This window comes from Halomonas terrestris, from assembly GCF_049166755.1.
In the GTDB taxonomy this organism is placed as follows: domain Bacteria; phylum Pseudomonadota; class Gammaproteobacteria; order Pseudomonadales; family Halomonadaceae; genus Halomonas.
Window position 1 is genome coordinate 15,155 of the sequence record NZ_JBMHFZ010000009.1, and the last position, 22,458, is coordinate 37,612.

The following is a 22,458-nucleotide window of genomic DNA, read 5'->3' on the forward strand; positions in this document are numbered from 1 at the left end:
GGGGAACTCTCGACGACCTCACCTCGAAAGTAGGACTGGGTCCGTACACCCCCGCGTCCGCGGGGAACCCAAACAATCAGCAAATTTCCGCACTACCACACACCGTGCACCCCCGCGCCTGCGGGGAACCCGCCGAGATTGCCGAGGCGTTTCGTTGGGCATACCGTGCACCCCCGCGCCTGCGAGGAACCCGTGACAGATGGGTGTAAGTGGTGCTTGCATGACCGTACACCCCCGCGTCCGCGGGGAACTCCGCTCGGGCAGCAACATCAATTACGCCGAGCCCCGCACACCCCCGCGTCCGCGGGGAACTCCACCGCCCGCCGATTGGGGCGCATGAATTGGGCCGCACACCCCCGCGTCCGCGGGGAACTCCCTTCCTCAATAACGCAATGATATCCGCCAGTTAAGCGATTCTTCCCCGGCCACCACTACATGAAGTCGGTGACCGCTACCCGCTTGGGCTTCTTGCTTCCCTCTTCCACCTGCTTACCCGCTTGACGGTACCGCCCCATGAAGCGATGGGGAATGGCGCCGAGCAGCTCCGTCGCGGTGCGCATCCCTTCGCCCGGGCGCTCTCCATCAGGCCTGGGAAAGCGTGGATCGAGGATGACAATGGTCGCCGAGTCATCCGGATGGCGGATCGCCCGCCCGATGCCCTGCCGCAATTTGTGGGCCGCCTTGGTGCCATCCTTGCGCGTCTGCATCACGGTCGCCATGCGCGATGCCTCGTCGGGTCTTCCTGCCTTGGCCATCAGGCTCTGGGTCAGCGTGAAATGCTCGACAGCACTGGGCGCCGGCCTGGGGTTTCGCAGGATCACCACGGTCGCCCAGAAGCTCTCGCCATCCTGGCGCTGGGGAGACAGTCCCTCCCAGCCAGCCGGGGTGACAAGGATCGCGCCCCGGGGCAACGACTCTGCAATCTGGTTGAGGGGCTCTCCTGCCGCATGGGTGACCAGCCGTGTAGCGGCTTCCGCTGGCCAGTGGCGCTTGAGGATCGCGACATCGTGGTAGCTGCCGCACAGCACCAGGGTGCGCCCCTTGCCACAAGCGAGGATCTCCCGGATGGCTCGCTTGGCGAACGTGGGGGCCAGCTCATGGTGCCCAGCGTCGGTCTGGTACAGCGGTGCCGGCATGTCGGCAGGGAACTGGAACGTGAGATCACCGAAGGTCAGCGGCTCGAAGGCCTCCGTCAGGCCCATGCGAGAATCGCTGGCGCCCATCACCAGACGCCCGCGCATGAAATCGAAGGTCGGGGCCTCACCAGGGCCGTGCTGAAGATCCGACAGCGTGGCCGAGGTGAGCAGTGTCACGCGCTTGTCGGCGTTGGCCTTCAGGCTGGCACCAGCAGCTGGCGCCGGCACCACCAGCCCAGGGAGCCCTTCGACCGGGGAGTGCTGCAACAGGACGCGCTGGGGACCTTGCGTATTACGCAGATGGCGCAGGATCGCATCGGCCTCCTGGCGAACCTGACGCCACTCTTGCCACGTCGCGTCATCGTATCGATCCGCCAAGGGACGGGCCCGGAGCAACCCCGACAGCGCGTCGACCATCACCTGCTGCTCAGCGGCGCCGGGGATGGCCACCTCCCCTGCCCGTGCAGGCGAGCGGAAATCATCGAACAGGGTCTGCCATGCCCGGGTGGCCGTCTTCAGGCCCATGGAGCGTAGCAGCGTCAAGGTGGAGCGGAACGACAGGCGCGGAGACAACGCTTGCTCCGCGGCTTCCGGGTAGTGCTCGGCCTCATCCAGCAGCAGCGCATACGGCTCTTCTGCGGCGGTCACCTGCCCCTGGGTCACCAGGTCGATGGCCAGCAGCGTGTGGTTGACGACCAGGAGATCACAGGAGCGCATGGCATCGAAATGCTCGGACAGTGCGGCCGGGATAGGTTCATGGTCCGTCAGTGCAATGTCCTGTGGCGTCAGACCGTCCGGCATCAAGTCCAGCAGACAGCCCTCCGTCTCCAGGGCCCATTGCGCCAGCTCGCGTTCGGCGTTGGGTCGCCCGAGGTCGACGACCACCGTTTCGAGATCCGGGGCGCCCAGGCGATGCGCAAGACGGGTCGGCGACACATAGTTCTGCCGGCCCATGCGCAATCCCATGGTCAGGGCGGGCAGTCCCTGCCAGGCAAGGTAGTCGGCGATGATGGCCTGGTTGTTCTCGGCCAGTAGCTGGCGCTGCAGGCTGCGAGAATGGGTCGAGATCACCGCCCGTCGCCCATGTTGGTGTCCCCGGGCAACCCAGTCGGCCAGGCACAGCAGGTAGGCAAGGCTCTTGCCGATTCCCGTGCTGGCCTCGTTGAAGTGAAACTGCCCAGGCCTGGCCAAACCGGCACAGATCGCCTCGGCGTAGTCGATCTGGACCGGATTGACGGTGAAACCGGGCCGCTTGGGGAGTCGTTCCCTGAGATAGTGTGCCACCGGGTTATGCATTGCTGCTCCCTTCCATTCATGTCGTCACACCGCGCCAGCACGGGTCATCCCCGACGTGCGGGGAACACGGCGACTGATTCACCAAGGGCGAGTGCTGGTATCGCCCACCCCCGCCGCTGCGGGGCACTACTGCGACAGTGTCGCGGGCCTCGATCACCCCCGGCTCTGCGGGGCACTACTACGACATCGTCGTAGGCCGCGTTCAGCCCCGCGCCTGCGGGGAAAGCGTCGCTCGCTTGGGAAGCCGGGCACTCCCTGAGGGGAAGCTCAATCCACCACCCGGCACAGCATGCCCATGCCGTAGCCCTTCTTGCGGCCGATCCCGTCGAGCCACGCTGATGCAGCCTTGATCGGGTCACTCACTGTCACCTCGGCACGGAACTGCGCGACGGTGAAGCGGCCCTTCTTGCGATGCACGTGGCGTACCGAGGTCCACTCGAGCACGTCCAGGTCCTGCGGGTCGGCAAGGGCGAGGCCGCCGGCGGCGAGACGCGAGGTCACGACCTCTGGCCAGCGCTCGCGAGGCGCGGGCATGTGCTTGCCCCGCTGTCCGTGGACGCCGCAACTGGCCGTGATGGTGGGCGACATTACCCACTCCAGGTTGAGCCGGGCGCCCTCCTTGAGCTCGATCTCCCGTGGGGCTCCCCCGGGGAAGGGTTCGGGCGACCGCAGCATGAACAGGTGCCGGTTTGGCCCCAGGGGCTCGGCACGGAACAGGAAGTTGCGCTGGCCGCCCGGGTAGTCAGCCTCTCCGGCAAACAGCCGCCAGGCCGTCTTGTGCCGATCATCCAGGGTCACTTCTTTCCCCGGCGGATTACCGGGATGGGCCAGGGCAGAGCCTTCGTAGTAGTGCACGATCACAGGGCACCCTCCTCGATCAGTGGAATGAGTTCGCGCATGACCGGGGTCAGACGCATGCGGCTATGGGGATCAACGGGCAGCGCGGCCAGCAGAGTCATGGGATCGACGAGCGCCTCCGTCCACTTCTGCAGTGACGCGTCATGACGCCGTCCCTGGGCGGCCTGGACGATGGGCCGCCAGAAGGCGGGGGTCACGGCCTTCTTCGCCAGCCCCTCGGCGTGCACGAGGCGAGCAACATCGATCATGGCGGCGAGATCCAGGGGCTCGGCGCCCTGATCACTGAGGCACCACACCTCCGACAACGAGAACGATGCTCGCCACTGGCCCATCAAGGTGTCGGCCTTGCGGCCCCAGTTCTCAATGAACACGAAGCCCTTATGGCTGTTCGCCAGCGCTCCGTCACTGTGCAGCTTCAGCAGCAGGGCTATGGCGCCACAGCGATGCAGGCGTCCCAGCCGGCCCAGTTCACCGTCCTTGAACTTGTCGATCCAGCCCTGGGGCAATGCCAGATGCAGCTCACCCGACGGGGTGATGACGCCACCGGAACCGGCCAGCATCCCCAGTTTCCCTCCGACAGGCTTGCCGCCTCGCGCCAGCTTCTCGACACCCAGCATGGCGGTGGCGGGAAGCCGGGGCGTGTAGCAGGTCGTGCAGACGGACTCGAAGGCGTAGCCGGCGCTGTATTGGTACTCCATGGCCACCCCGGGGTCCTCGACCTCGTCCCAGGCTCGCTGGCAGCAGGCGCAGGACGCGGCCGTGGGTGTAAACGTGTCCATCATGGCGGGGTCACGGAACCCCTTGGTGGCCTGATGGAGCAGTGCGTAACCGCGGCTCATGCCAGCACCTCCTTGAGAACCCGAGGGGGTCGATAGACCGGCTCGTCGGCGCCGGTGAGTCCCATGCGCAGCGTGTCAGGAACGGCGCTATAGCGGTCTGACGCGTGGTCCTCGGCGGATCGCCACGGTCGCATCCGCCAGCCTTCGTCAGGGTCAGGCTCCACGGCCTCGATGGTGAAGTGGCCCTGGCCCCGGGCGTGCTCCTTACCGACGTGATGGATCAGGCTCAACAGCTTGAGGCACTGTTCCGGGTCACCCTCGCCATAGAACATCAGGTAGGGGCTGAGGTAGCCGTGGTGGGTGGTCAGCTTGGGCGCCGTACCCGAGCCATCGAGCTTGATGTTCTTGATCGGCTTGTTCCGACGCGTCGCGGCATGCGCCGGCAGGCGTGTCACGCTCGAGGGGAGCTTGACCACCTGGCCGACGAGTCCGTGCTGGGAGGTGATGCCGAAGACGGCCTGGGAGCCCCGGTAGCCGCCGCGCTGGTCATCCCAGGTCAGCGGCAGGTCGTCGACCGGCGCGGTCCAGTCCAGTCGCTGATGCCGCACGGCTTCGGCCAGCAGGGTGTCGAGCCGGGGGGTGACCACCGGCAGGATCACCGGGGTGTGCAGCCGCAGGCGGAGTTGAAACGCAGTGGCCATGACTCATGCCTCCTGGCGTTGACGGGCCTGGCTGAGCAGATAGACGGACAGATCCATGTCGGGGAGCGCCGCGACGAACGCGTCCCAGGCCTCGGTGAGCGATTCGCCTTCCATCTGGAAGCCCAGGTCGTCGAGGGTGACCTCGCCGATGGGTTCGGCCTTGAGCTCGCCGCTGGCACGCCGGTACACCGTCCACTGGCCGGAGACGGCGCCGAATCCGCCGGCGCGGTGACCGCCAAGGTGGGGAGTGATCGAGAAGTCGGCGAGGCTGTGCAGGAGCAGCCCCAGGTCCACGGCGTTGCCGCCGTTGATGCGCAGGGTGCAGCTCAGCTCGCTCCCCGGGGCGATCGACTCATGGCCGGCCAGCGGGTGCTTGATCGACTCGGTGCCGCCCTCACGTGCTTCTTTGATGGCTTTCTCGCGGGCATCCAGGTCGTTGAGCTGCTCGCTGATACGCTTTCGCTCGTCGGGATCGTCAGCGGCCTTGCGGTAGGCCTTCTTCAACTCGTTGACCTGGTCACGGACCACCTTGATGTCGTCCATGCTGGCGCGGCTGCTGGCCAGCGTCTGGAGCAGGCGGTCGCGCTCGGCGTCGTCGAGCCACTCGACGAGCTCAGGGTCGCGCTCGAACTGGTCGTGGCGAACCCCCTGCCCGGCGGTGACCACGTTGGTTGCCGGGGTCAGCAGCGGCTGGACCTCGAGGCGGCCGGCGAGCTTCCAGCGGCCCATCAGGTTGAGCAGCGGGTTTAGTTCACGCAGCCGCTTCTCGGCCATGGGGTCATGGCTCTTGCCGGTGTCCTCGGTGTTCACCTCGCGGGTGGTATCCACGCCCTGCCCCAGCATGTACATCTGCGACAGCGGCATGCCGGTGTCCTTGGCGGTCTCGCGTAGCACCACGTTCAGGGCGCTCTTGCGCAGCGGCCCGCGCAGGGTGCCGCCGTTCAGGAACACCTGGTCATGCGGGGTGCGTGGCAAGGCGCCATCCAGGCCGATGTAGCTGACCGAGATCGGGCTCTGGGCAGTGAGGTGCCCGCGGAGGGTGTAGGCATAGGTGTCGGTCACGGAAGTCTCCTTGGGTGAAAGGCTCGCGCCGGATCGTGCCAGCGCCGGGCCAGTGTAGCGATCTGGCTGAGGATGCAAGGGGGCAAACAAGACCGCCGCCAGGGGGGTGCTCTGGCGGCGGGGAATGGGGCTAGGTCGCGGTTACGTCAGAACATCCAGCCGGTGGGGTTCGGGTGCGCCTGCTGCTGGCTCAGGGCCTTCCAGCCCTTGATGACGCGGATCACCAGCCAGACCGCCCAGAACAGCAGCACCAGGAAGCCGATCATGACCATGGAGAGCAGGGAACCCACCGCCAGGAACAGCAGGCCCATCCAGAAGGTGCGGATCTGGAACTGGTAGTGGGAGCGCAGCCACTCGGGGGCGTCGTTGCGGTTGAGGTAGGCGATCACCACACCGATCAGTGCGGTGATGCCGGTGAATAAACCGGCGAGGTAGAGGAGATAGACGGCCTTGCACATGCCATCGGTGGTGGCAGCAGCGGGTGTCGGGGCGGTGGTATTGTCCGTGGTCATCTTCTGGTTCCTTGGGTCTTCGGTTGGATGGGACTGCGAGGCCCATGGTAGGGGCGCGACGCAAAGAGACTCCGGTCGGGACGTGCCCTTGAGGGACCTTTTGCGCGAGTGTGTGGCGTACTGTTTCGATGAAGCATCGGGCTCCTACCAGCTGAGCTCCCCGGTCAGGCGCCAGCGCAGGTTGTTGGTCATGGTGACCAGGGCGGCCAGGGTGTAACCGACGCCGTCGTTGACGATGACGCGGCCACCGCGGCGCGTGAGGCGCGGGGGCTGGCCATTGGCCTTGGCGTAGAGGCTGCGGTAGTCGCTGATGATGCGGTCGGCGCGGGGCGCGGGGATGTGGCAGGTCGACATGTGGGCTCCTGGGTAGGCTGGGCTGGCGCCAGCGGTGGAATCTGAGGCAAGCGTACGGCTCCCCTCTCTACGACCCTCAGTCGGGAAAAGCTCTTGAGGGGCACGACGGAGAAAAACGCTGCGCGAAAGAAAGCGCCCTGCGGATGACAGGGCGGGATAAAGCGAAGAGGGCCCGGGCAATGACCCGGGCAACGCCGGTGGCTAGGAGGCGCCGCAGCCCTCGCTGCGGAAGGCGCCCGCCGGCAGTACCCAGGGGGTGCCGGGCGCGGCGAACACCGGGAGGGTGTAATCGGGCCGGGTGGCCTGTTCGAGGGCGGCGAGGTCCTCGATCTCGAAGGGACGTGACCGGCGGGCCCGCTCGAGCACGGTGAGCTTGTCGCGGCTGATGGTGGTGCCGAACTGCTGCTCGTAGTCGGCGATGCGCTGGGCCTTCTCGGGGAAGTAGTGGGCGATGGTCGCCCAGATCGCATCGCTGTTGAACACACACGACTGACATGAACTGCGTGACCAGCCCAGGCGGTAGGGTACCGGCGCCAGCACACCATGGCGCTCTAGGGTTTCCCACACGCGGCTCTCGTCCCAGTCCAGCACCGGCCGCCACGCGTCGACATGGCGAGCCTTGCGGCCAAAGCGGGTGTCGCTGGCATGTCGCTCCAGCTGAAAGTAGCGGGCGCGGTTGGCGCTCTCTTCCCGACGCTCGCCGGTGATGAAGAGTGTCCTGGTGCCCAGGAAGCGCGACTGGTTGTTCAGGGCCCGGCGACCCAGATCGATCTTGAGCGAACTTGAACACCAACGGGTCGAAAGGCTGGCGCTGACCTGGGGGAAGCGCAGGCGGGTGCCCGGCTTGCTGCGGCGGGTATCACGCTCCAGGGTGAGCAGGCCATCGGGCGTTTCGACGCACTGAGGATGACTGTAGTCGTTCTCCTTCAACATTTCCCCTTCGAAACCGTGCTTGAGCCAACTGAAAAAGAGCGGCACCTCGAAGGCGTGCGCCAGCTGCCGGTTGTAATCCGCCATGAAGGTCCAGTCCATGAGGGTGCTGCCCTCGCGACCGTCGACATCGTGGTGCCAGAGCTCGACCTTGCGCATGTCGACGCCCTGCTCGATCAGGTGCAGCAGGCAGGCGATCGAGTCCTTCCCGCCGCTCATGCAGACGACGATGGCCTCGTAGCTCGACAGGTCGATCTCCTCCGCCGCGAAGTAACGCCCCTTGGCCTCATCGTTGGCGGTGGGCTCGGTACCGCCCAGCATGTCCAGCTGCTGGCGCAGACCGGGGATCACCACCTGGTCGTCGATCTGGTGGCTGGGGATGAGCCGGGGCTTGCTGGTCATGGCGTGTTTCCGCTGGCGGTGGGAACACGTCCAAGGTCTCATGGGCGGCGAAAGACGCAACGGGGATGCCGGATGCGGCGTCCTGACGGAACGTGACGCCGAGGTGATCGGTAAGCGAGATGGGTTGTGGCCAGAGCCGCGGCAATCAGCTCGAGGCCACCACGGCACGATAGTGTGACTCGAACGATGCCTTCCAGCGTGCCGGCATCCTGGGCAATGCCCCGAGGCGTCGGTCGATCGCGTCTCGCGTCGCCTGCATGGCCGCGATGGCGGCGTCCAGCTGGGCCACATCGATACCCGGCTCGTCACGGTAGCTTGCCAGAGCATCGTCACGCGCCAGCCGGGCCTCCACGGCATCCTCGTCGACCTCGGCGCTGATCCAGGCGAGGCGGTCGAACTCGCTGCTGCCGCGCATCTCGGCCTCTCTGTCCCGAAGGTACTCCGGGTTGCTCTCGGCGTCGTACTCGGTCATCGCGCCCAGGTCCTCGATGCCGTATTGCCCGGGATAGGCTTGGTGACGCTGTCCGATCAGGAGGTGAAGCAGCATGCGGACTCCTTGGTCAGTGCTTGTCGTGTTCAGGGATCTGCTGGCGCTCGATGGCCACCACCCCCTGGTCACAGGTGAACTCGAGGTCGCTGCCGGCGCCGTGGGCAAGACACAGCAGCGACCGGGCCATGCACCCGGCGGCGGCCTCGGCGCCCAGCTCCGTGATCGCAGCGGCAATCTGTTCGCTGAACTCGCGCTTGTCCATGGGCTACTCCTCGCTGGCGTGACAGGCCATCAGCAGCCCCCTCACCCGGCGCAGCTCGTCATCGCTGTGCGGCGTGCCGCCGGCGTTGAGCGCCAGGTAGTGCTGGAGGACCGCGGCGCGGGACGTGTAGTGGAACACGGCGATGCGGAAGCGAAAGCGCTTGGGATCGTAGGAGGTGCCCCGGAAACGCGCCAGGGGCAGCCCGAACGGGCGCAGCTCGCCGGCCAGCAGGCGCTGCACGGCGGTGTAGCGCTGCAGGCCATCCAGGCACTGGAGGCCGTTCGGAAGGTCCGTGGCGGTACCGTCGAGGTGCCAGTTGGGGCAGTTGAACTGCAGCAGGCGGCCTGAGCTCGGCAGGGTGCCGCGCATCGCCGCCTCGATGTAGCGCTCCTGCTGCTGGGTAGTCCAGACGTGGCCACGCTGATAGTCAGGGACCATGTCGATGCCCCCGTAGCCCTCGGCGAGGTCATCGAGCTGCTTCGGCGCCATGTGCCAGAACGTCTCTCTGCGCCATTCTCTTTTCGTTAGCTGTCCACCTCATAGACGGGCTCGGTCATGGGCCGGATGATCGCGTCGAGCTCACGGTCACGAGGGTGGCGTTCAGGGGTTGCCATGCTCAGCTCCTGTGCTGTCCGAGGCCTGCTTCTCTACCGTGGCCAGCGCCTTGTTCCACGCCTCGCGCTCGGTATTCCCCGTCGCCAGGCGCAGGCCGTTGGCGAGCCGGGTCCAGACGCACCAGTGACTGTGCTGGCCGAGCGGGTTGTTGTGCTTCGACGCGTAGGCCCGGGGATGGTCCAGCTTCACCGCATCGCGAGCCTTGTTCAAGGTGATCATCGGTCTCCCCTTCAGCCGATCCAGACCCGGCGCCGGTCGGCCCAGTCGTAGAGCTGGCCCAACATGTTGTTGAGGTCCTCGAGGACGCTGAAGTCCTCATCGTCGTCGTAGCTGGACGGCGTCAGGGCCGCCATGCCGTCGACCACCTCCAGGAGCTCGAAGTCCATCTCCTCGCCGGTCTCGAGCCATGCGGCCGGCAGCTGGCGCCGGAGGCGCTCAGCGATGCGGTTGGCCACCCAGGCGGCGCGTTCGTCGCTGGTGGCGTCCGGCGAGACCGCCAGCAGATCCTTGAGCCTGAGGCGCCGGTCCCAGACCGGCTTGCCGGCCGCGCGGCGCTGCTCCGCCAGCTGGTGCGAGGCCAGCAGGCCATCCAGTGAGCGGCTCATGAGGCACCTCCCGTGGCGGCAGCGTGCGGGGCGATGGCCTGGATCACGGCTTCGCCCAACGGGGTGATGATCACCTCGAAGTGGGTCTGCTCGGTGCCCAGGTCCGTCGGCACGCCGCGCAGCAGGCCCTGGGTCGCGGCGCTGCGGGCGACGCGCAGCTCGCTGCGTTCGCATTCGATGCGGGTGCCGGTGGCGGGGTCATCGGCCATGGACGCCAGGAAGCGGTGTTGCGCCGGGGTCAGGCGATCGGCGACGCCGGCGATGACCTGTCGGTACGCCTCGACCTCCACCAGGCTGCGAACGAACGACAGAGCATGGGGCCCGGGAATGACCTCGCGCATCAGGTTGGCGGTGTCACGGACACGGCCGTTGCGCAGGACCGCGGTCTGGTCCCAGTCGAGCAGCTCGGCGGCGAACTCGGGCAGGTGGTCGCGAATGGTGCGAGAGGCCTGCACGCGCAGGGCCTGGGCACCCTCGGCAGTGGTCACGGTGGCCATGGGTCATGCCTCCTTGGGGCGTGGGGTCTGAGGGGTGTCGGGGATGCGCCAGCGCATGCGCCAGCCGTGCGGGGGATGGCTCTCGGCGTCCACCCGTGTCGGCGCATGCGCCCTGACGATCCGGTAGGCGAGGCGATGCCCATTGTGGCGATGGGCCTCGAGGTCGGCCTTGCATGCCGCCTTGGCACGCTCCTGATGCGGCCAGGGGCCCCCGGGGAGGCGCTGCCAGTCGGTGGTGGTGTCGTCGCTGCCGAGCAGCTGGCGCTGTGCGTACCACATGTCATTGCCTGCCGGTGTCGGGGGTGTCGGCCGGCGCCGGCCGCAGCGCGACGTCCATGGCCTCGATGGCTTCCTGACGGGTGTGCAGGTTGCTGATCGTGGCCCGGCCCTCGTCGTTGAAGACCACGAACCAGCGACCGCTGAGGATCTCGTGGTCGATGATGCCGCCGGTCGTCGGGTCCGGGTTGATCAACATGCCGCCGGGGGCGGCTTCGCTCCAGCCGTCGGGTAGGGCCATGGGGTCTCCTCGTGCTGTGGGCATGGGGTGCGTCGGTCAGGGATACCCTTGCACAAAAACACCGGGACGCAAGCGGCGCTCGCGTCCCGGTGTCACGATGGTGCGATGAAGGGATCAGCTGTTGCTGGCGCTCGCCCCGGCGCCGGCGGCCATGCCGCTGCGCATGGCGGCACGGTCGGTCGAGGTGGTCAGGTGGCTGGCCACGGCGTCCTCCGGCGAGCCGGCGAGCTCGCGGAACATGCCCATGGAGCCGAGCAGCGCGGAACTCTCGTAGGGGATGAAGACCCGCTCTCCGTCCTTGGCGAGGTTCGGGAGCGCCTTGATGTAGCTTTGACCCAGCAGGTAGCCGACCACGGTGCGCTTGTGCTCTTCCTCTTCGCCGATGGCGCTGAGCACCAGCTTGATGGATTCCTGCTCGCCCTGGGCACGCAGGATCGCTGACTCCTTGTCCCCCTGGGCATTGAGGATCGCCGACTCCCTCTGCCCCTGGGCCATAGCGATGGCAGCGGCCTTCTCCCCTTCGGCCTCGGTCACGGTGGCCCGCCGCTTGCGTTCGGCGGCCATCTGCAGGCGCATGGCCTCTTCCACCTCTCCGGGCATGGCGATGTCCTGCACCTCGACGCGGGAGATCTTCACCCCCCACTTCGATGCCGGCTCCTCCATGGCGGCCTGGATCTCGTTGTTCACTTCCGCCCGGGATTCGAAAAGGCGATCCAGTTCCATTTTGCCCACGACGCTCCTGAGGGTGGTCTTGGCCAGCACCTCCACGGCCTGACTCATGTTCTCAACCTCATAGACGGCCCGTTTGGGGTCGATGATCTGGTAGTACAGGGCGCCGTTGATGCGCACCGTGACGTTGTCAGTGGTGACGACAGGCTGACCAGGGAAGTCCATCACGGTTTCCCTCCGGTCGATACGTGCCTCGTGACTGGTGACGGCCTGGTATTCCTCGCCCATCTTGCGATAGCGCACCATGGTGATGGCGCGGGGCTGTTCGATGAAGGGGATGATGAGGTTGATGCCACTCTCCAGCAGGCGGTGGTATGAGCCGAGGCGCTCGATGACCATCACTTCCGACTGGCGTACGACGACCAGGCCTTTGATGATGACCGAGATGCCGATGGCCAGGATGAGCCCGGCGATGAAGAATCCCGGGCTGATTGAGAAGATGCTGTCCATGGGTCAGTGCTCCTTGTCGCGATGGGTGCCCCCGGTGGGGGCGAGTGAGTGACGGGACACCACGGCGGTGGTGCCGTCGAAATGCTGGAAGACGACCGAGGTGTCCGCAGGGAGCTCGGTCTCGCAGGTGTCCTCGACGCGCAGTCGATAGAAGTCACCGTTGATCTTGATGCCGCTGGCGTCGTCGAAGTCACGGCGCTGCGTGGTGTAGAGCTGGCCCTTCTCGACCCCGGTCCCGGTGGTGCCGTAAGCCACACCCCGTGGGGAAAACCAGGGGCGCACCTTCCACACCATGATCGGGACCAGCACGCCGGACAGCAGGCCCATGGCCACCAGTTGCCAGACGAAGGAGGCGCCAAGGCCTGCCGTCAGCCCGGTGAGCCCGGCAGCGATCGCCAGCGCCAGCAACACCAGGCTGCCGGTGGTGAGCTCGGCAAGCCCAAGCGCCAGCGCCAGGATCAGCCACAGGTAGGTGATGCTCCATTCCATCGGGGTCTCCTCACGCGACGGCGTTGCGATGGCGACGACGGGCGTCACGGAATTCGTAGGCGGCACGTTCGGCGCCCTGGTAGTAGGTGGCGTCCAGAAACTCGCGCTCGGCGGCGAGCGACGTCTCGGGGATCTCGCACCACCAGCACTTGTTGCTGCCGGCATCGCCGGGATGCCAGCGGTAACCCCGGGCCTTGAGCAAATCCTTGACCTCGAAGGGGGCGCCGAAGGCCCTCACCACGACGGTCTGCTGCGCCACGTTGTCCAGCAGCTGGGCAAAGCCATCGGGGCGTAGCGCTAGCAGCCAGGCGGTGGCGAGGCAGTCGATGCTGGCGCGATGGCCCTCGTAGAAGCTGTTGTGCTTGAGCAGCAGGTACTCGAGCTTGCGGCTCTCGAAGCCCAGCTCGCTCCAGGGGATCTCGCTGGCGGTGCAGCCCCAGCGCTGGCCATCGAAGGCGGGAAAGCGGGCCTCCAGGAAGCCGCAGTCGAACGGGGCGTTGTGAGCCAGCACCAGCGGGTCGCCGGCCATCATCATCCCTACCCAGGCGTCGTCGATGCGGCGGCCAGCCACGTCGTCATCGGTGATGCCGGTGATGCGGGTGATCAGCTCGGGGATCGGGCGCCCCGGGTCCTCGTAGCGGGAGTAGGCGTCATGGATCGTGGTCAGCCGCTTGGCCGAGGGGCTGTAGCTGGCGCGTACCAGCCCCAGCTCGATGATGCGGTCTGTCTCCGCCTCGAGGCCGGTGGTCTCGACGTCGACGATCACCAGCGGGGCTTCATCCCCAACCGGGGCATTGATCGCCGCGGGGAAGGTGGTGTCCTGTCGCGTCAGCGGCACCCGTTGCAGAAGCCGGTAGTCCTGAGGGGCGGCCTGGATCGTGGGGACCATGTCCAGCGGGAAAGCGGTATCGGTCATGATGAGCTCCGTTCAGGTGCTGGGCGTGTGGAGGCTGGCGCCGATTGCCTTGAGGTGCTGGCGCAGGGCCTTGTCGTCGACCTCGCGGGGGACCTCGATGACCACCTGGCGAACGCGCTGGGCCTTCTGCCAGCGGCGGGCATGGGCCTTGAGCGAGCGGATCGGGTTGAGGTCGGCATCGGCCACGACGCCGTCGACGATGAGGATCACGGTGCTGTCAGGGAGCGAAGTGCCGACCTCCTCGACCTCCTGGCCATCGATGCGGAACAGCGTCTCGTCGTGACACCAGCCGTCGGGCCAGAAGGTGTCGTCGTTCAGGAAGGCGACGTAGTCGCCCTTGGTCATCTTCACGTCAGGGTCTCCTCGTGACGTCCGGTTGTCTGGGCCGGTGGCGTCGGGCGTCAGCCCCGCTCCACCGTTTCACCTTCCATCACGGCCAGACCGCTTCGGGTCATGGCGAACCACGGCTGGGGGTCGCGCCCCGGTGGCTGGCGCCAGCAGACCTCGATCAGGTCATGCTCGAGGCACCAGTGCAGGCCGCCCGCCAGCGACTCGTAGGGGGCATCGGCCACGTCACCCTGGCCGACCCTGACGCCATCGGCACCCAGCGGGATCGCGCTGTTGCGAAGGAACGGTGTGATGCCCTCCCCCCTGTGCCCCTGGTCGCGGCGATCGAAGGCTTCCTTGAGAAAGCCCAGGGCTACCTGTGCCATGGCTGGTAGGGTGTCGCGACGCAGATGCGTCATCTGGTAGTCGGGCTCGCCAGGGTTCATGGCTCGCCATTGCCGGTAATGGGTGAGGCAGTAATGGGCGTTGTCACCCACCACCCGGCCATGCCGTTCGCAGAGACGGCGATCACACGTCAGGTCGCCACCAATCGGGAAGTCGCACAGCCAGCCCGCCACGTCGCTGCAGTCGGCGCAATGCTCGCCCAGGTCGCCGTGGAAGTGGATGACGCGCTTGTCGGACTGGGCACGGTAGCTTGGCATGCGTGTGATCCTTGTCGGTGTGGCGTTGGGGTGGCTTACTCGTTTGACGAGGTGCTTGTTCCATGGCTGTCGAACTGGACATAGAGCTCGTCCTCCACGACTTGCACCGTTTCCACTGTGATAGCCACGTTGTACTCAGCGGTCATCAGCTCGGCGACTGATTGTGTGGGCTCATGCCGCCAGCTGCGAGAGAACAGACCTCCTTCGTTGAACCGACAGGCCACGTCGCCTTGGTAGCGACGAAGTCGCCCCTCCTCGGGGCAGCTGCGAAATTGATCAGCGCCCTGGTACCCATCATCACGAACCCAACCGTTGCGCTTGTAGCGCTTCACTCCCGAGATCTGATGCTTCCCTCCAGAGAAGGACTCGGTGACATGCTCCATCGGTCTTGAAGTGGCCTCTCCAGCATCACTACGACCCGACGACATCAGCGCCGCGGCCCCGGCACCGATCACCATGCCGGTGGCAAGATCGATTCCGCTGCTGCCCTGAGAGGCTGTTGAGCTCCCCGATCTGGAACGGGCCTCCGCTTCGCCTACCAGCGGGAGCAGTACCAGCAATGCCGATCCAGCGAAGACAAGGGCGAGGCCAGCTGCGCGAAGGGCTCGACTCAATGACATTGGGTTACTCCTTATTCCTGTGAGTTAGACGGTTCGCTTTATGCGGCCACCCAATCGGCTGTACTCGTCGCGACCCATGATGGGCTTGGTCATGGCCTCCTCGAGGGTCATCTTGCCGGCCTTCACCTTGCGCATCCGGTGCCGCCAAGTGCTTGGGTTGAACCCCAGGCGACGGGCAGTGGCGAGCTCGCCGTCGGGATCAGCGGGGCGACCACCGGCCTTCTGGCGCCGCCTGATAAGCGGCACGCGCTGGTGCTTAGGAATGTGCATGGGCTCCTCCACGGGTGTCGGGTCGAGGGATGTACCGGTAGCGTCTCACCAAGCGGTCATCATGCAAGGGCATGGCGGTGCCATGATGTCCCATCGGTACCAAGCCAGCGGGTACCGGAAGTGGCGAATCTCTTGACTGGTGAATGCTCCTCAGAACGCCGACCTGGCAGGAACGAGAACCCCATATTCATCAGCTCTCCGCCTAATGGCCAGGCTTTCGAGTGCGGCAGCACTTTCCTCGATGCTGGGAGCGTTCGTCATGAGTTCCACGATGCCAAGCAGCTCCATGGCGGTATCGTTTGGAGTTGCTTGGTCCTGGCAACCTATGAACCGAAGCCTAGAATCGAAGGCTTTCAGCCATCTGTAAGGAGCGGTCAATTCTGCTGACTCTTTCCTCAATGAGCGCATCTTGTTTCTCGGCATTGCGCTTGGCGTTGACAGGTGTATACCCGTCAAGATCCAATTCCCCACACCGCCGAAGAGATGGCGCCGGAATGTCACTGTAAAAGCGCGTCCGACGAGCTTGATACAGACTTTCAATTCGGTTGGCGTGCATCCCGGGCGTGTCTCGGGGCTAAGATCCTTCAGCGCCTCTGCCACGACCTTGATCTGCTGCGTAATCGAGGATGGCCATATCTTTCCCCTGGTGCTCTTTCCACTGCGCAAGAGGTCGCAGTGGAGCAGCGCGGCATGTTTCCGGATATCCTCTTCACCCCCTCCTTCCCCGCCAAGACAGGTCGCGTCGACTACCGGCACTGAGAACGCAAGGTGGCCATAGGCCGGTGAGAATTGCAGGCGCATCTCGGCTACGCGTCTGGAGGGGATTCGATGGACATTCCGGAACTCACCTGAACACTCGATCACGCATACTCGACTGTTCGTAGATGCTGCAATGGAGAAGTATTCACTCAGGCTTATCTTCGACAACATGGTGTTGCAAACGACGACATCTTCGCCGGCAGTCAACAAGCCCTTTACTTCCTTTTGGCATTTTTCATGAGCCTTCGAGGCACGCTTAGGAGTGAAGTGGTATCGACCTTCCTTGTCGACTAGGTGCATGTCGGCTTCACGCTGGTGGAACGAAGGCAGATGTGTGCGGGCTAATGTGCTCTTTCCGGAGCCAGGCCACCCCCGTACTAGGGCGAGAGTAGGTGGGCTCGTCTGGTTTGCAGGTGTATCAGTCATGTGTGATCTCCTGAAGGTCGCTCAGATCAACTTATATTTCTTGGGATCAACGCCCGGATGCTGGATGCGTCTTGAGAGGCGAGCAGCCTACTTGGTTACCTCTGACACAGCAGGCCGCTTTCGATGATGTCCCCCACCCGCGAGGGCCCCAGGCCACGGATGCGCTGCAGGCTCTCCGGGGCGTCCCACGGGCGACCATCCATCACGTGCCCTGAGCGTGCTTCGCCGATATGGGGCAGGCGCTCCAGGACGTCACGAGGGCTGCGGTTGAGGTCAACGCAGTCGTAGACCGGATCATTGGCCGCCACTGGCGCCTGGGTGCTGGATACCGTGCCCTGGAAAGCGTCGAGGGGGCGTCGGGCGTCGCCGAGGGTGATCCACACCGGGGCATGGTCGGACACGGTGCCCCGGGCCTGTTCATGGCTGATGCCGAGCAGCTCGGGGAAGCGCAGCTTGCCGGCGTCGCTGACCGGCAGCCGGCCGGGGACCAGCCACAGGTGGTCGTACTCGTTGGCGTAGACGCCATGGTGGCTGCTCAGGGTGGTGGCGCCATCATTGGCCACCGAGTCCACGCCGCGATCGCGCAGCGGGCGCCAGGCGCGATGTTCCGAGGCCAGGTTGCAGTCGCAGGCCAGCACCCGGGGGGTGTCGCCGTAGACCTCCTCGAGCCAGTCCCAGTAGTCCGCCAGGGCATGGATCTCCGGCAGGCGGTCGCTGACCGAGTTGCCGTAGAGCACGTGGATGTTGGCCAGCACGAACTCGGTCCCGCTGTGCCGGCTGCGGAAGCGAGCCGAGTAGGGTTCCCGGGAGAAGGTGTCAACGGTGGTCCAGGAACACCACGGCGCCATCCACATACTCCACGCTCGCGTCTCGGTAGAGGAACGAGTAGGCCTCTCGATAGGAGCCCCGGCCGATCAGGTGGCTGGTCATGGACCGCCAGGACTCACCGGTCTGCCTCTCGAGGAGTTGCTCGAGATGATCCACGGCCGAGGGGTCCATCACCTCCTGGATGGCGATGATGTCCATGGTCTGGGCGATCTGGGCGACCTGGTCGAAGCGCTTGCCATTGTCGTAGCCGAGATGACGGATGTTCCATGAGCCGATGACGATGTCCGCGAGTACGGTGACGGGGATCAGCGCCAGCAGCAGTACCAGGGCGAGGCGGCAAAGGGAGCGAGGCATCAGGGTCTCCTTGAGTCAGGCGGCAAACAGCCGGCGGGGATCGAGAGGGGCGTCGAACCCCGGGGCGTCGCGGAACAGCTCGGCCCCGCCGCGGGCGTACTCGAGCATCATTTCGGTGCACATCCAGCGCCGGCCCAGGCTCTCGGCGGCACGTCCGGTCATCGAGCGCCCGGCAAAGGGGTCGACGACCAGGTCCCCCTCGGTGGTCAGGTAGCGGATGAAGAACTCGGGGAGGGTGTAGGGCATAGCCGCCCCGTGCAGCGGCAGTCCCAGGCCCTGCGCCGCCTGGCGATAGCGGTCTCCCCAGGGACAGCGGGGGCCGCGGCGCAGCACGTTGCGGGGAATCCGCCCCGGAGTCTCGGCGCCGAAGTCGCCCGGGCGCAGCCGGTAGGCGCCGTCGCCGTAGCTGGCCGTGCGCTGCTCCCCTCCCCTGCCGATCAGGGCCTGCTGGCGCGGGGTGTAGGCCTCGAGGACACGACGGTTGTCGCTCTTCACCCTGGCGGGGTCCTTGGCGAACCACAGAATCGGCTCCCAGGCGACGTTGAGCTGCTGGCGCGACTTGCTGGCCCACTGGATCGGCCGGCAGCGTGGCAGAAAGGCCGCGTCGGCGGCCTCTCGGAGTGCTGTCAGGGTACGGATTGCTGTGATCATGCAAGGGCCTCTGCCTCGGCCACCCTGCCGGGCAGCGCCTCGGGTGCGGCGCTGCCGGCGACGCCGTGGTGCAGCTGGACCTGCTTACCCTTCTCGATGCCCTCGCGGATCGCCTCGGCATCCCCGAGCAGGGCGCCCTTGTGGCGACGGTCTCGGGCCGCCTCGATGCCCTCCTCGCCGTACTCACGCTCCATCCAGGTCGCCACCAGCTGCGACTCCTTCACCGGTACCGTGAGGTCTTTGACTTTCTGATACACCGCGCTCAGCCAGGCTTCGGCGAAGAGATCGGCGCGGCGCGTCTTGAGGCCCTTGCGCATCCGGGGCGGGAGTTCCTTGAGGTAGGCGCTGCGGTCCTTCTTGAGCTGGCGGTGCAGGATCGAGAAGGCGTAGGCAGCGACCTCGGGGGCCTCCCCTACCCCGATGAAGTCGGCACTGCCCTCCATGCGCCAGCGGGTCTGCGGGCCGCGTTCGGAGTGATAGACGTATTCGACCCCGAAGGCCTCCTTGATCAGGCTCATCAGCAGCCACATCCAGCGCGGGGGATGGGAAACAGCACCGCTCTTGGCGCGATGGCGCGTCACGTCGGCGAGCTGCACGTCGACGTCATTGAGGCCGTGCTTGGCCATCAGCTTCTGGGCCTGGCGCAGGGCGGCGGCGGCCTCGTTGGCGTTGTCGCTCTTGGCGAGACGCAGGCACTTCTTGATCTTGTCGAGGGCTCGGCGGTCCATGGTCAGCTCCTGGTGGGCTCTGAGGGTGCAAGGTGACGTTGGCCCCAGGCTTCGGCTTTTTGCCAGGCCTGCTGGGCATTGCCGGCCGACACGATCGGTGTCCCGTCCGGCAGGTAGACGACATAGCCGGTGATCCCCATGGCCTCGCTGCGCCGGCAGTAGACGCCGTCGGGGAGATGGCGCTCGGCATCGCGCTTGGCCGTTGTGCCCGGCATGGGGCCCTTGGCGAACATCGACTAGCCCGCCTCGGCCAGGGCCAGTGCGTCCTGACGCAGGGCGCTCAGGATGGCGAGGGCCTCTTGATTCAGCGCGGGCTCGGCGCCGTCTCGCAGGCTGTGCCACAGCCCGATGTGCGTGGCGACGCGCTTAGGCTCGGGTGACACCACCTCGAGCTGCCCCAGCAGCCGGGTTCGCTCTTCCGGCAGGGTGGACTCCCAGGCCATCAGCAGCTCGGCATCATGGCGCCACCAGGTGTCGTTCCAGTTCAGGCGACGATAGGCAGCCTTGTGCCCCCAGGCCTTCTCCTCAAGCGCTGGCAGTACGCAGGTGTCGATCACCACCAGATCCAGTTGCAGCGCCAGCTCGCTGTCCGAGGTGACCCGGTAGCTGTCACAGAGCCCGGGGGCGTCCTCCAGGGCGCCGTCCACGCTGCGCAGGAAGCCGTAGTAGTCGTTGTAGGTGGCCAGCTCCTTCACCGTGGCGCCACGGTGCACCAGCCGCAGGGTGGCTTCGGTGTCGCGCAGCCACACCAGGGTGGCCTCGAAAGGTTCGAGGCGGACGGTCTCGGCGACCGGGTCGGCCGTGCGGCGAATGAGCGGTGCCGTTTCGCGGTGGACCACCGGGGCGGCAGTGAACAGGAGGTCATGCATGGCTGGGGGGTCCTTGTCTCAGGGAGTGGGCTTGGCCGGGGGCACACCCGTCAGCGGCGTCGAGCCGCCTTGATGGCCTCAGCGGCATCCATGACTTCGCCGGCGTTGAAGTACATCTCGGTCGCGGACTTGCCGAGGTGGCCGATCGGGCGTGGCGGCATGACGCCATGGAGCGGCTGTTCGGTGCGCACCGCCTGCTTGAGCTCGGTGACGCGGACGTCCATCAGGCGGGCGGCATTGGTGACGCCGAGTCGTGTGTTGCGGAAATCCGACATGAGTCCTCCTCGTTATCTCGGTCGCGCATTGGCGAAGGCCGGTGGCGTTCGTGCCGCCCTACTTTCCCTGGAAACGGGGCTTATGCAAGAGGCGCGTCCCTCTGACGGCAACAGTGTGCCTGCCGGGCGCGATGTGCCGAAGTGTCAGCGTGCCCTTGAGGGCACTTCTGCGAGAGGTGTGTGAGCCAGTCGTGTGGGGAGGTTGCATAACGGCGTGCGGCGCCTATCGTGACGGTAACCACGACCGCCACTCGGCCACTGCACCGGCTCCAGCCGGATAACCTGATCAGGAGTACGTATGGAGAGCGTTGCCAGCTGGACCGTCTGCCCGGGGTATTACGCCAAGCACCTGGACGATCACTTCCTCCACGCGGGTGTGCCGGTGCTGGTGCATAGTGCTGGGGTCTACCCGGAGCTCGTCAACGCCGCCGGAGAGTCGACCCGAGATGCCGTGGCACACTTCAGGATCACCTACACCGCTCGCACCACCACCGATGGCCAGGGCGCTCGCACCACGACCTACTTCGGCATCTCCGTCACCGGTCACCACCGCCCCGATCTGTCGCGCCACCAGACACGAATGACCGCGGTGATCTGGGATATGGCGTTATCCGAGGTTGCCGAGATCGGGCCCGCCATTGAGGAAGCCAAGCGCCACCTGGACGTGAACGCCCTTCGTGCTATCCCCGCGCAGTACGCCGAGGCCGAACAGCGGATCGCCCAGGCGGAGGCGTATCCCATGGCCCTGACACGCGTGGACTACGAGGCAGCCTGTCGTGAGCTGGGTGTTCCGTGCCTGGCCGAGGAGGCATGTAGCGGTTGGGGGGATTTCCGTTATCCCCAGTACGACGCCGAGACGGTGCTCTCCCGGCAGCTTGCGGAGCGCCGCTGGCGTGGCCGTCTGGAGGAGCAAGCCGCCGCTCCCACTCCGGAGATCCCCGAGCCCTCGATCCCCGAACCCACGGGGCAGCTCTGGGAGCCCTGCGAGCACTGTGGCAAGGAGCCCATCTACATGCCGCTGCATGTCTGCCTTGATTGCTGGCCTCGCCAAGACCACCGCTAGCGGCGGTGGTGGGCACTGCGTATTCCGAGCTACCCGCTCACCATCACCCTCGCCGGCCTCAGGAGGCGTTGCCCATGGCGGTACCCGGTCTGCAGAACGCGGGTCACCCGGTTCTTGGGCGCTCCCGCCTCGGTGTCCAGGGCCACGGCCTCGTGCCAATGCGGATCGAACACCCTGCCCGCTGCCGGGATGACCTCGATGCCATGACGCGCCAGCACCTTTCTCTGCATGTCGAGGATCAGCTCGAGCCCCTCGCGATGGTCGGCGTCCGTGGGTCCGCGCATGGCGTCCCGGGCCTTCTCGAGACTGTCGATAGAAGGCAGCAATTCACTGGCGATGGCGGCGATGGCGGCTGCCTGTTCGGCCGATTTCTTCTTCGGAGATTCCGTGCTCCCCGCGTCCAGGGGGGCGTGATTGCTCAAGACATATACCAGGCTGCCACGGGTCGGATTGCCCCATTGGTAACCACCTCGCCCCTTCACCACGAACTGGCCGTCGGTCTGTAGATAGAATCCTTCGACCAAGGGTGGGGAAGTGTCTCGGTCTTTTCCAAGCGACGGGAGAGGTTGGAACAGCTCGTCCTTGCGGATGCGACAGACCAGGTCCTTGCCGCGGATCTCGAAGCGCTCATCGGGCGTGACCGCCACGGTGACGAACAGGTCGCCTGGCTGGCCACCGCGGAAGCCGCAATTCCCCTCGCCCGGGTAGCGAAACTGCATGGCCCGGCTGTCCCGTTGCCCCGCATCGGGGACCACCGACAACGTCTCGGTGCGGGGCACGCTCCCGTGGCCCTTGCAGGTGCCACACCGCACCCGCCCGTAAGGAGGGGGAGCCACGAGGCTGCCGACCCCGCGACACCTCGAGCACTGCCACTGGCGCGTGCACTTCAATGGGAAGGATCGCGCCAGGATCGCGTCGTGAAGGTTGATGGGGTGCGTGACATACACGTCGGTGCCATCAATGGGCTTGGTCATGAAGTCCTCGGTTCCCTGTGTCGTGGTGTCCTGCCGCGCCGCCTCGCGCCGG

The 22,458-nt window shown here is 66.1% G+C and carries 33 protein-coding genes; 1 reads left to right on the top strand and 32 read right to left on the bottom strand.

Going from position 1 to position 22,458, the window contains the following annotated elements; genetic code table 11:
* Positions 1 to 431: 431 nt before the first annotated feature.
* From ACOMD9_RS10440 to ACOMD9_RS10590, 31 genes are all read right to left on the bottom strand, one after another.
* Complete coding sequence (locus ACOMD9_RS10440) at positions 432 to 2,432, bottom strand: helicase C-terminal domain-containing protein (RefSeq protein WP_421414495.1); 2,001 nt, start codon at positions 2,430 to 2,432, stop codon at positions 432 to 434.
* 267 nt (positions 2,433 to 2,699) lie between these two features.
* Entirely contained in the window at positions 2,700 to 3,287 is a 588-nt protein-coding gene (locus tag ACOMD9_RS10445) for a type I-E CRISPR-associated protein Cas6/Cse3/CasE (RefSeq protein ID WP_421414498.1), read from the bottom strand.
* Between the two features lie 2 nt (positions 3,288 to 3,289).
* Entirely contained in the window at positions 3,290 to 4,129 is an 840-nt protein-coding gene (locus tag ACOMD9_RS10450; RefSeq protein WP_421414499.1) for a hypothetical protein, read from the bottom strand.
* Positions 4,126 to 4,770 carry a hypothetical protein gene (locus ACOMD9_RS10455; RefSeq protein ID WP_421414502.1) on the bottom strand — a complete coding sequence of 215 codons (645 nt, stop codon included), beginning with the start codon at positions 4,768 to 4,770 and terminating at the stop codon, positions 4,126 to 4,128. Before ACOMD9_RS10455 ends, ACOMD9_RS10450 begins: the two co-directional genes overlap by 4 nt.
* Positions 4,771 to 4,773: 3 nt before the next feature.
* A complete protein-coding gene (locus tag ACOMD9_RS10460) occupies positions 4,774 to 5,832 on the bottom strand; it encodes a hypothetical protein (protein WP_421414505.1) in 1,059 nt (352 codons plus the stop codon).
* A gap of 146 nt (positions 5,833 to 5,978) precedes the next feature.
* Positions 5,979 to 6,344, bottom strand: a complete 366-nt coding sequence (locus ACOMD9_RS10465; protein WP_421414507.1) for a DUF4870 family protein — start codon at positions 6,342 to 6,344, stop codon at positions 5,979 to 5,981.
* Positions 6,345 to 6,488: 144 nt separating this feature from the next.
* Entirely contained in the window at positions 6,489 to 6,698 is a 210-nt protein-coding gene (locus ACOMD9_RS10470) for a hypothetical protein (protein WP_421414508.1), read from the bottom strand.
* Between the two features lie 201 nt (positions 6,699 to 6,899).
* Positions 6,900 to 8,030 (bottom strand): phosphoadenosine phosphosulfate reductase domain-containing protein, encoded by a 1,131-nt coding sequence (locus ACOMD9_RS10475; RefSeq protein ID WP_421414509.1) that lies wholly within the window; start codon positions 8,028 to 8,030, stop codon positions 6,900 to 6,902.
* Positions 8,031 to 8,175: 145 nt separating this feature from the next.
* Positions 8,176 to 8,577 (bottom strand): hypothetical protein, encoded by a 402-nt coding sequence (locus ACOMD9_RS10480; RefSeq protein WP_421414510.1) that lies wholly within the window; start codon positions 8,575 to 8,577, stop codon positions 8,176 to 8,178.
* A gap of 13 nt (positions 8,578 to 8,590) precedes the next feature.
* The gene (locus tag ACOMD9_RS10485) at positions 8,591 to 8,782 is read right to left on the bottom strand and encodes a hypothetical protein (protein ID WP_421414513.1); all 192 of its coding nucleotides are present in this window, start codon (positions 8,780 to 8,782) and stop codon (positions 8,591 to 8,593) included.
* 3 nt (positions 8,783 to 8,785) lie between these two features.
* Entirely contained in the window at positions 8,786 to 9,271 is a 486-nt protein-coding gene (locus ACOMD9_RS10490; protein ID WP_421414514.1) for a DUF262 domain-containing protein, read from the bottom strand.
* 111 nt (positions 9,272 to 9,382) lie between these two features.
* Positions 9,383 to 9,616 (bottom strand): hypothetical protein, encoded by a 234-nt coding sequence (locus ACOMD9_RS10495; protein WP_421414515.1) that lies wholly within the window; start codon positions 9,614 to 9,616, stop codon positions 9,383 to 9,385.
* Between the two features lie 11 nt (positions 9,617 to 9,627).
* Entirely contained in the window at positions 9,628 to 10,002 is a 375-nt protein-coding gene (locus ACOMD9_RS10500) for a hypothetical protein (RefSeq protein ID WP_421414517.1), read from the bottom strand.
* A complete protein-coding gene (locus ACOMD9_RS10505) occupies positions 9,999 to 10,499 on the bottom strand; it encodes a hypothetical protein (RefSeq protein WP_421414519.1) in 501 nt (166 codons plus the stop codon). Before ACOMD9_RS10505 ends, ACOMD9_RS10500 begins: the two co-directional genes overlap by 4 nt.
* Positions 10,500 to 10,502: 3 nt before the next feature.
* Positions 10,503 to 10,778: a hypothetical protein gene (locus tag ACOMD9_RS10510; protein ID WP_421414520.1), complete on the bottom strand. Its 276-nt coding sequence runs from the start codon at positions 10,776 to 10,778 to the stop codon at positions 10,503 to 10,505.
* Between the two features lies 1 nt (position 10,779).
* Positions 10,780 to 11,016 (bottom strand): hypothetical protein, encoded by a 237-nt coding sequence (locus ACOMD9_RS10515; RefSeq protein WP_421414521.1) that lies wholly within the window; start codon positions 11,014 to 11,016, stop codon positions 10,780 to 10,782.
* A gap of 114 nt (positions 11,017 to 11,130) precedes the next feature.
* Positions 11,131 to 12,195 carry an SPFH domain-containing protein gene (locus ACOMD9_RS10520; RefSeq protein ID WP_421414524.1) on the bottom strand — a complete coding sequence of 355 codons (1,065 nt, stop codon included), beginning with the start codon at positions 12,193 to 12,195 and terminating at the stop codon, positions 11,131 to 11,133.
* A gap of 3 nt (positions 12,196 to 12,198) precedes the next feature.
* Positions 12,199 to 12,684, bottom strand: a complete 486-nt coding sequence (locus ACOMD9_RS10525; RefSeq protein ID WP_421414525.1) for a nodulation efficiency, NfeD-like protein — start codon at positions 12,682 to 12,684, stop codon at positions 12,199 to 12,201.
* A gap of 10 nt (positions 12,685 to 12,694) precedes the next feature.
* Positions 12,695 to 13,600: a 3'-5' exonuclease gene (locus tag ACOMD9_RS10530; protein WP_421414527.1), complete on the bottom strand. Its 906-nt coding sequence runs from the start codon at positions 13,598 to 13,600 to the stop codon at positions 12,695 to 12,697.
* A 12-nt stretch (positions 13,601 to 13,612) separates the two neighbouring features.
* Positions 13,613 to 13,951, bottom strand: coding sequence for a hypothetical protein (locus ACOMD9_RS10535; RefSeq protein WP_421414529.1), 339 nt, complete (start codon positions 13,949 to 13,951; stop codon positions 13,613 to 13,615).
* A 50-nt stretch (positions 13,952 to 14,001) separates the two neighbouring features.
* Positions 14,002 to 14,589 (bottom strand): hypothetical protein, encoded by a 588-nt coding sequence (locus tag ACOMD9_RS10540; protein ID WP_421414531.1) that lies wholly within the window; start codon positions 14,587 to 14,589, stop codon positions 14,002 to 14,004.
* Between the two features lie 35 nt (positions 14,590 to 14,624).
* Positions 14,625 to 15,209 (bottom strand): hypothetical protein, encoded by a 585-nt coding sequence (locus ACOMD9_RS10545; RefSeq protein WP_421414533.1) that lies wholly within the window; start codon positions 15,207 to 15,209, stop codon positions 14,625 to 14,627.
* A 24-nt stretch (positions 15,210 to 15,233) separates the two neighbouring features.
* Entirely contained in the window at positions 15,234 to 15,479 is a 246-nt protein-coding gene (locus ACOMD9_RS10550) for a hypothetical protein (RefSeq protein ID WP_421414535.1), read from the bottom strand.
* A gap of 150 nt (positions 15,480 to 15,629) precedes the next feature.
* Positions 15,630 to 16,664 carry an AAA family ATPase gene (locus ACOMD9_RS10555; protein WP_421414536.1) on the bottom strand — a complete coding sequence of 345 codons (1,035 nt, stop codon included), beginning with the start codon at positions 16,662 to 16,664 and terminating at the stop codon, positions 15,630 to 15,632.
* A gap of 95 nt (positions 16,665 to 16,759) precedes the next feature.
* Complete coding sequence (locus ACOMD9_RS10560; RefSeq protein ID WP_421414538.1) at positions 16,760 to 17,512, bottom strand: endonuclease; 753 nt, start codon at positions 17,510 to 17,512, stop codon at positions 16,760 to 16,762.
* Positions 17,481 to 17,846, bottom strand: a complete 366-nt coding sequence (locus ACOMD9_RS10565; protein ID WP_421414539.1) for an exonuclease/endonuclease/phosphatase family protein — start codon at positions 17,844 to 17,846, stop codon at positions 17,481 to 17,483. Before ACOMD9_RS10565 ends, ACOMD9_RS10560 begins: the two co-directional genes overlap by 32 nt.
* A 15-nt stretch (positions 17,847 to 17,861) precedes the next feature.
* The gene (locus ACOMD9_RS10570; RefSeq protein WP_421414541.1) at positions 17,862 to 18,497 is read right to left on the bottom strand and encodes a site-specific DNA-methyltransferase; all 636 of its coding nucleotides are present in this window, start codon (positions 18,495 to 18,497) and stop codon (positions 17,862 to 17,864) included.
* A complete protein-coding gene (locus ACOMD9_RS10575) occupies positions 18,494 to 19,225 on the bottom strand; it encodes a DUF2786 domain-containing protein (protein ID WP_421414543.1) in 732 nt (243 codons plus the stop codon). The genes ACOMD9_RS10570 and ACOMD9_RS10575 overlap by 4 nt, the downstream gene beginning before the upstream one ends.
* Before the next feature lie 2 nt (positions 19,226 to 19,227).
* Positions 19,228 to 19,458 carry an acylphosphatase gene (locus tag ACOMD9_RS10580; protein ID WP_421414544.1) on the bottom strand — a complete coding sequence of 77 codons (231 nt, stop codon included), beginning with the start codon at positions 19,456 to 19,458 and terminating at the stop codon, positions 19,228 to 19,230.
* Positions 19,459 to 19,461: 3 nt separating this feature from the next.
* Complete coding sequence (locus ACOMD9_RS10585) at positions 19,462 to 20,094, bottom strand: hypothetical protein (RefSeq protein WP_421414545.1); 633 nt, start codon at positions 20,092 to 20,094, stop codon at positions 19,462 to 19,464.
* Positions 20,095 to 20,144: 50 nt separating this feature from the next.
* Entirely contained in the window at positions 20,145 to 20,369 is a 225-nt protein-coding gene (locus tag ACOMD9_RS10590) for a hypothetical protein (RefSeq protein ID WP_421414546.1), read from the bottom strand.
* Positions 20,370 to 20,667: 298 nt separating this feature from the next.
* Here ACOMD9_RS10590 and ACOMD9_RS10595 point away from each other — a divergent pair, with 298 nt between their 5' ends.
* Positions 20,668 to 21,432 carry a hypothetical protein gene (locus ACOMD9_RS10595; protein ID WP_421414549.1) on the top strand — a complete coding sequence of 255 codons (765 nt, stop codon included), beginning with the start codon at positions 20,668 to 20,670 and terminating at the stop codon, positions 21,430 to 21,432.
* Positions 21,433 to 21,461: 29 nt separating this feature from the next.
* On the opposite strand, the gene ACOMD9_RS10600 is transcribed toward ACOMD9_RS10595, so the two are convergent.
* A complete protein-coding gene (locus tag ACOMD9_RS10600; RefSeq protein WP_421414550.1) occupies positions 21,462 to 22,406 on the bottom strand; it encodes a nucleotide exchange factor GrpE in 945 nt (314 codons plus the stop codon).
* Positions 22,407 to 22,458: the final 52 nt, after the last annotated feature.

Bases quoted from the DNA above. Each gene is read 5' to 3' on its own strand.
- ACOMD9_RS10480 (WP_421414510.1), bottom strand. From the start codon at position 8,577: ATGCTGCTTCACCTCCTGATCGGACAGCGTCACCAAGCCTATCCCGGG.
- ACOMD9_RS10575 (WP_421414543.1), bottom strand. From the start codon at position 19,225: ATGGACCGCCGAGCCCTCGACAAGATCAAGAAGTGCCTGCGTCTCGCC.
- ACOMD9_RS10560 (WP_421414538.1), bottom strand. From the start codon at position 17,512: ATGGCGCCGTGGTGTTCCTGGACCACCGTTGACACCTTCTCCCGGGAA.
- ACOMD9_RS10570 (WP_421414541.1), bottom strand. From the start codon at position 18,497: ATGATCACAGCAATCCGTACCCTGACAGCACTCCGAGAGGCCGCCGAC.
- ACOMD9_RS10540 (WP_421414531.1), bottom strand. From the start codon at position 14,589: ATGCCAAGCTACCGTGCCCAGTCCGACAAGCGCGTCATCCACTTCCAC.
- ACOMD9_RS10515 (WP_421414521.1), bottom strand. From the start codon at position 11,016: ATGGCCCTACCCGACGGCTGGAGCGAAGCCGCCCCCGGCGGCATGTTG.
- ACOMD9_RS10525 (WP_421414525.1), bottom strand. From the start codon at position 12,684: ATGGAATGGAGCATCACCTACCTGTGGCTGATCCTGGCGCTGGCGCTT.
- ACOMD9_RS10475 (WP_421414509.1), bottom strand. From the start codon at position 8,030: ATGACCAGCAAGCCCCGGCTCATCCCCAGCCACCAGATCGACGACCAG.
- ACOMD9_RS10465 (WP_421414507.1), bottom strand. From the start codon at position 6,344: ATGACCACGGACAATACCACCGCCCCGACACCCGCTGCTGCCACCACC.
- ACOMD9_RS10550 (WP_421414535.1), bottom strand. From the start codon at position 15,479: ATGCACATTCCTAAGCACCAGCGCGTGCCGCTTATCAGGCGGCGCCAG.
- ACOMD9_RS10505 (WP_421414519.1), bottom strand. From the start codon at position 10,499: ATGGCCACCGTGACCACTGCCGAGGGTGCCCAGGCCCTGCGCGTGCAG.
- ACOMD9_RS10455 (WP_421414502.1), bottom strand. From the start codon at position 4,770: ATGGCCACTGCGTTTCAACTCCGCCTGCGGCTGCACACCCCGGTGATC.
- ACOMD9_RS10555 (WP_421414536.1), bottom strand. From the start codon at position 16,664: ATGACTGATACACCTGCAAACCAGACGAGCCCACCTACTCTCGCCCTA.
- ACOMD9_RS10590 (WP_421414546.1), bottom strand. From the start codon at position 20,369: ATGTCGGATTTCCGCAACACACGACTCGGCGTCACCAATGCCGCCCGC.
- ACOMD9_RS10490 (WP_421414514.1), bottom strand. From the start codon at position 9,271: ATGGCGCCGAAGCAGCTCGATGACCTCGCCGAGGGCTACGGGGGCATC.
- ACOMD9_RS10520 (WP_421414524.1), bottom strand. From the start codon at position 12,195: ATGGACAGCATCTTCTCAATCAGCCCGGGATTCTTCATCGCCGGGCTC.
- ACOMD9_RS10545 (WP_421414533.1), bottom strand. From the start codon at position 15,209: ATGTCATTGAGTCGAGCCCTTCGCGCAGCTGGCCTCGCCCTTGTCTTC.
- ACOMD9_RS10565 (WP_421414539.1), bottom strand. From the start codon at position 17,846: ATGCCTCGCTCCCTTTGCCGCCTCGCCCTGGTACTGCTGCTGGCGCTG.
- ACOMD9_RS10600 (WP_421414550.1), bottom strand. From the start codon at position 22,406: ATGACCAAGCCCATTGATGGCACCGACGTGTATGTCACGCACCCCATC.
- ACOMD9_RS10495 (WP_421414515.1), bottom strand. From the start codon at position 9,616: ATGATCACCTTGAACAAGGCTCGCGATGCGGTGAAGCTGGACCATCCC.
- ACOMD9_RS10510 (WP_421414520.1), bottom strand. From the start codon at position 10,778: ATGTGGTACGCACAGCGCCAGCTGCTCGGCAGCGACGACACCACCACC.
- ACOMD9_RS10580 (WP_421414544.1), bottom strand. From the start codon at position 19,458: ATGTTCGCCAAGGGCCCCATGCCGGGCACAACGGCCAAGCGCGATGCC.
- ACOMD9_RS10470 (WP_421414508.1), bottom strand. From the start codon at position 6,698: ATGTCGACCTGCCACATCCCCGCGCCCCGCGCCGACCGCATCATCAGC.
- ACOMD9_RS10500 (WP_421414517.1), bottom strand. From the start codon at position 10,002: ATGAGCCGCTCACTGGATGGCCTGCTGGCCTCGCACCAGCTGGCGGAG.
- ACOMD9_RS10530 (WP_421414527.1), bottom strand. From the start codon at position 13,600: ATGACCGATACCGCTTTCCCGCTGGACATGGTCCCCACGATCCAGGCC.
- ACOMD9_RS10450 (WP_421414499.1), bottom strand. From the start codon at position 4,129: ATGAGCCGCGGTTACGCACTGCTCCATCAGGCCACCAAGGGGTTCCGT.
- ACOMD9_RS10585 (WP_421414545.1), bottom strand. From the start codon at position 20,094: ATGCATGACCTCCTGTTCACTGCCGCCCCGGTGGTCCACCGCGAAACG.
- ACOMD9_RS10440 (WP_421414495.1), bottom strand. From the start codon at position 2,432: ATGCATAACCCGGTGGCACACTATCTCAGGGAACGACTCCCCAAGCGG.
- ACOMD9_RS10485 (WP_421414513.1), bottom strand. From the start codon at position 8,782: ATGGACAAGCGCGAGTTCAGCGAACAGATTGCCGCTGCGATCACGGAG.
- ACOMD9_RS10595 (WP_421414549.1), top strand. From the start codon at position 20,668: ATGGAGAGCGTTGCCAGCTGGACCGTCTGCCCGGGGTATTACGCCAAG.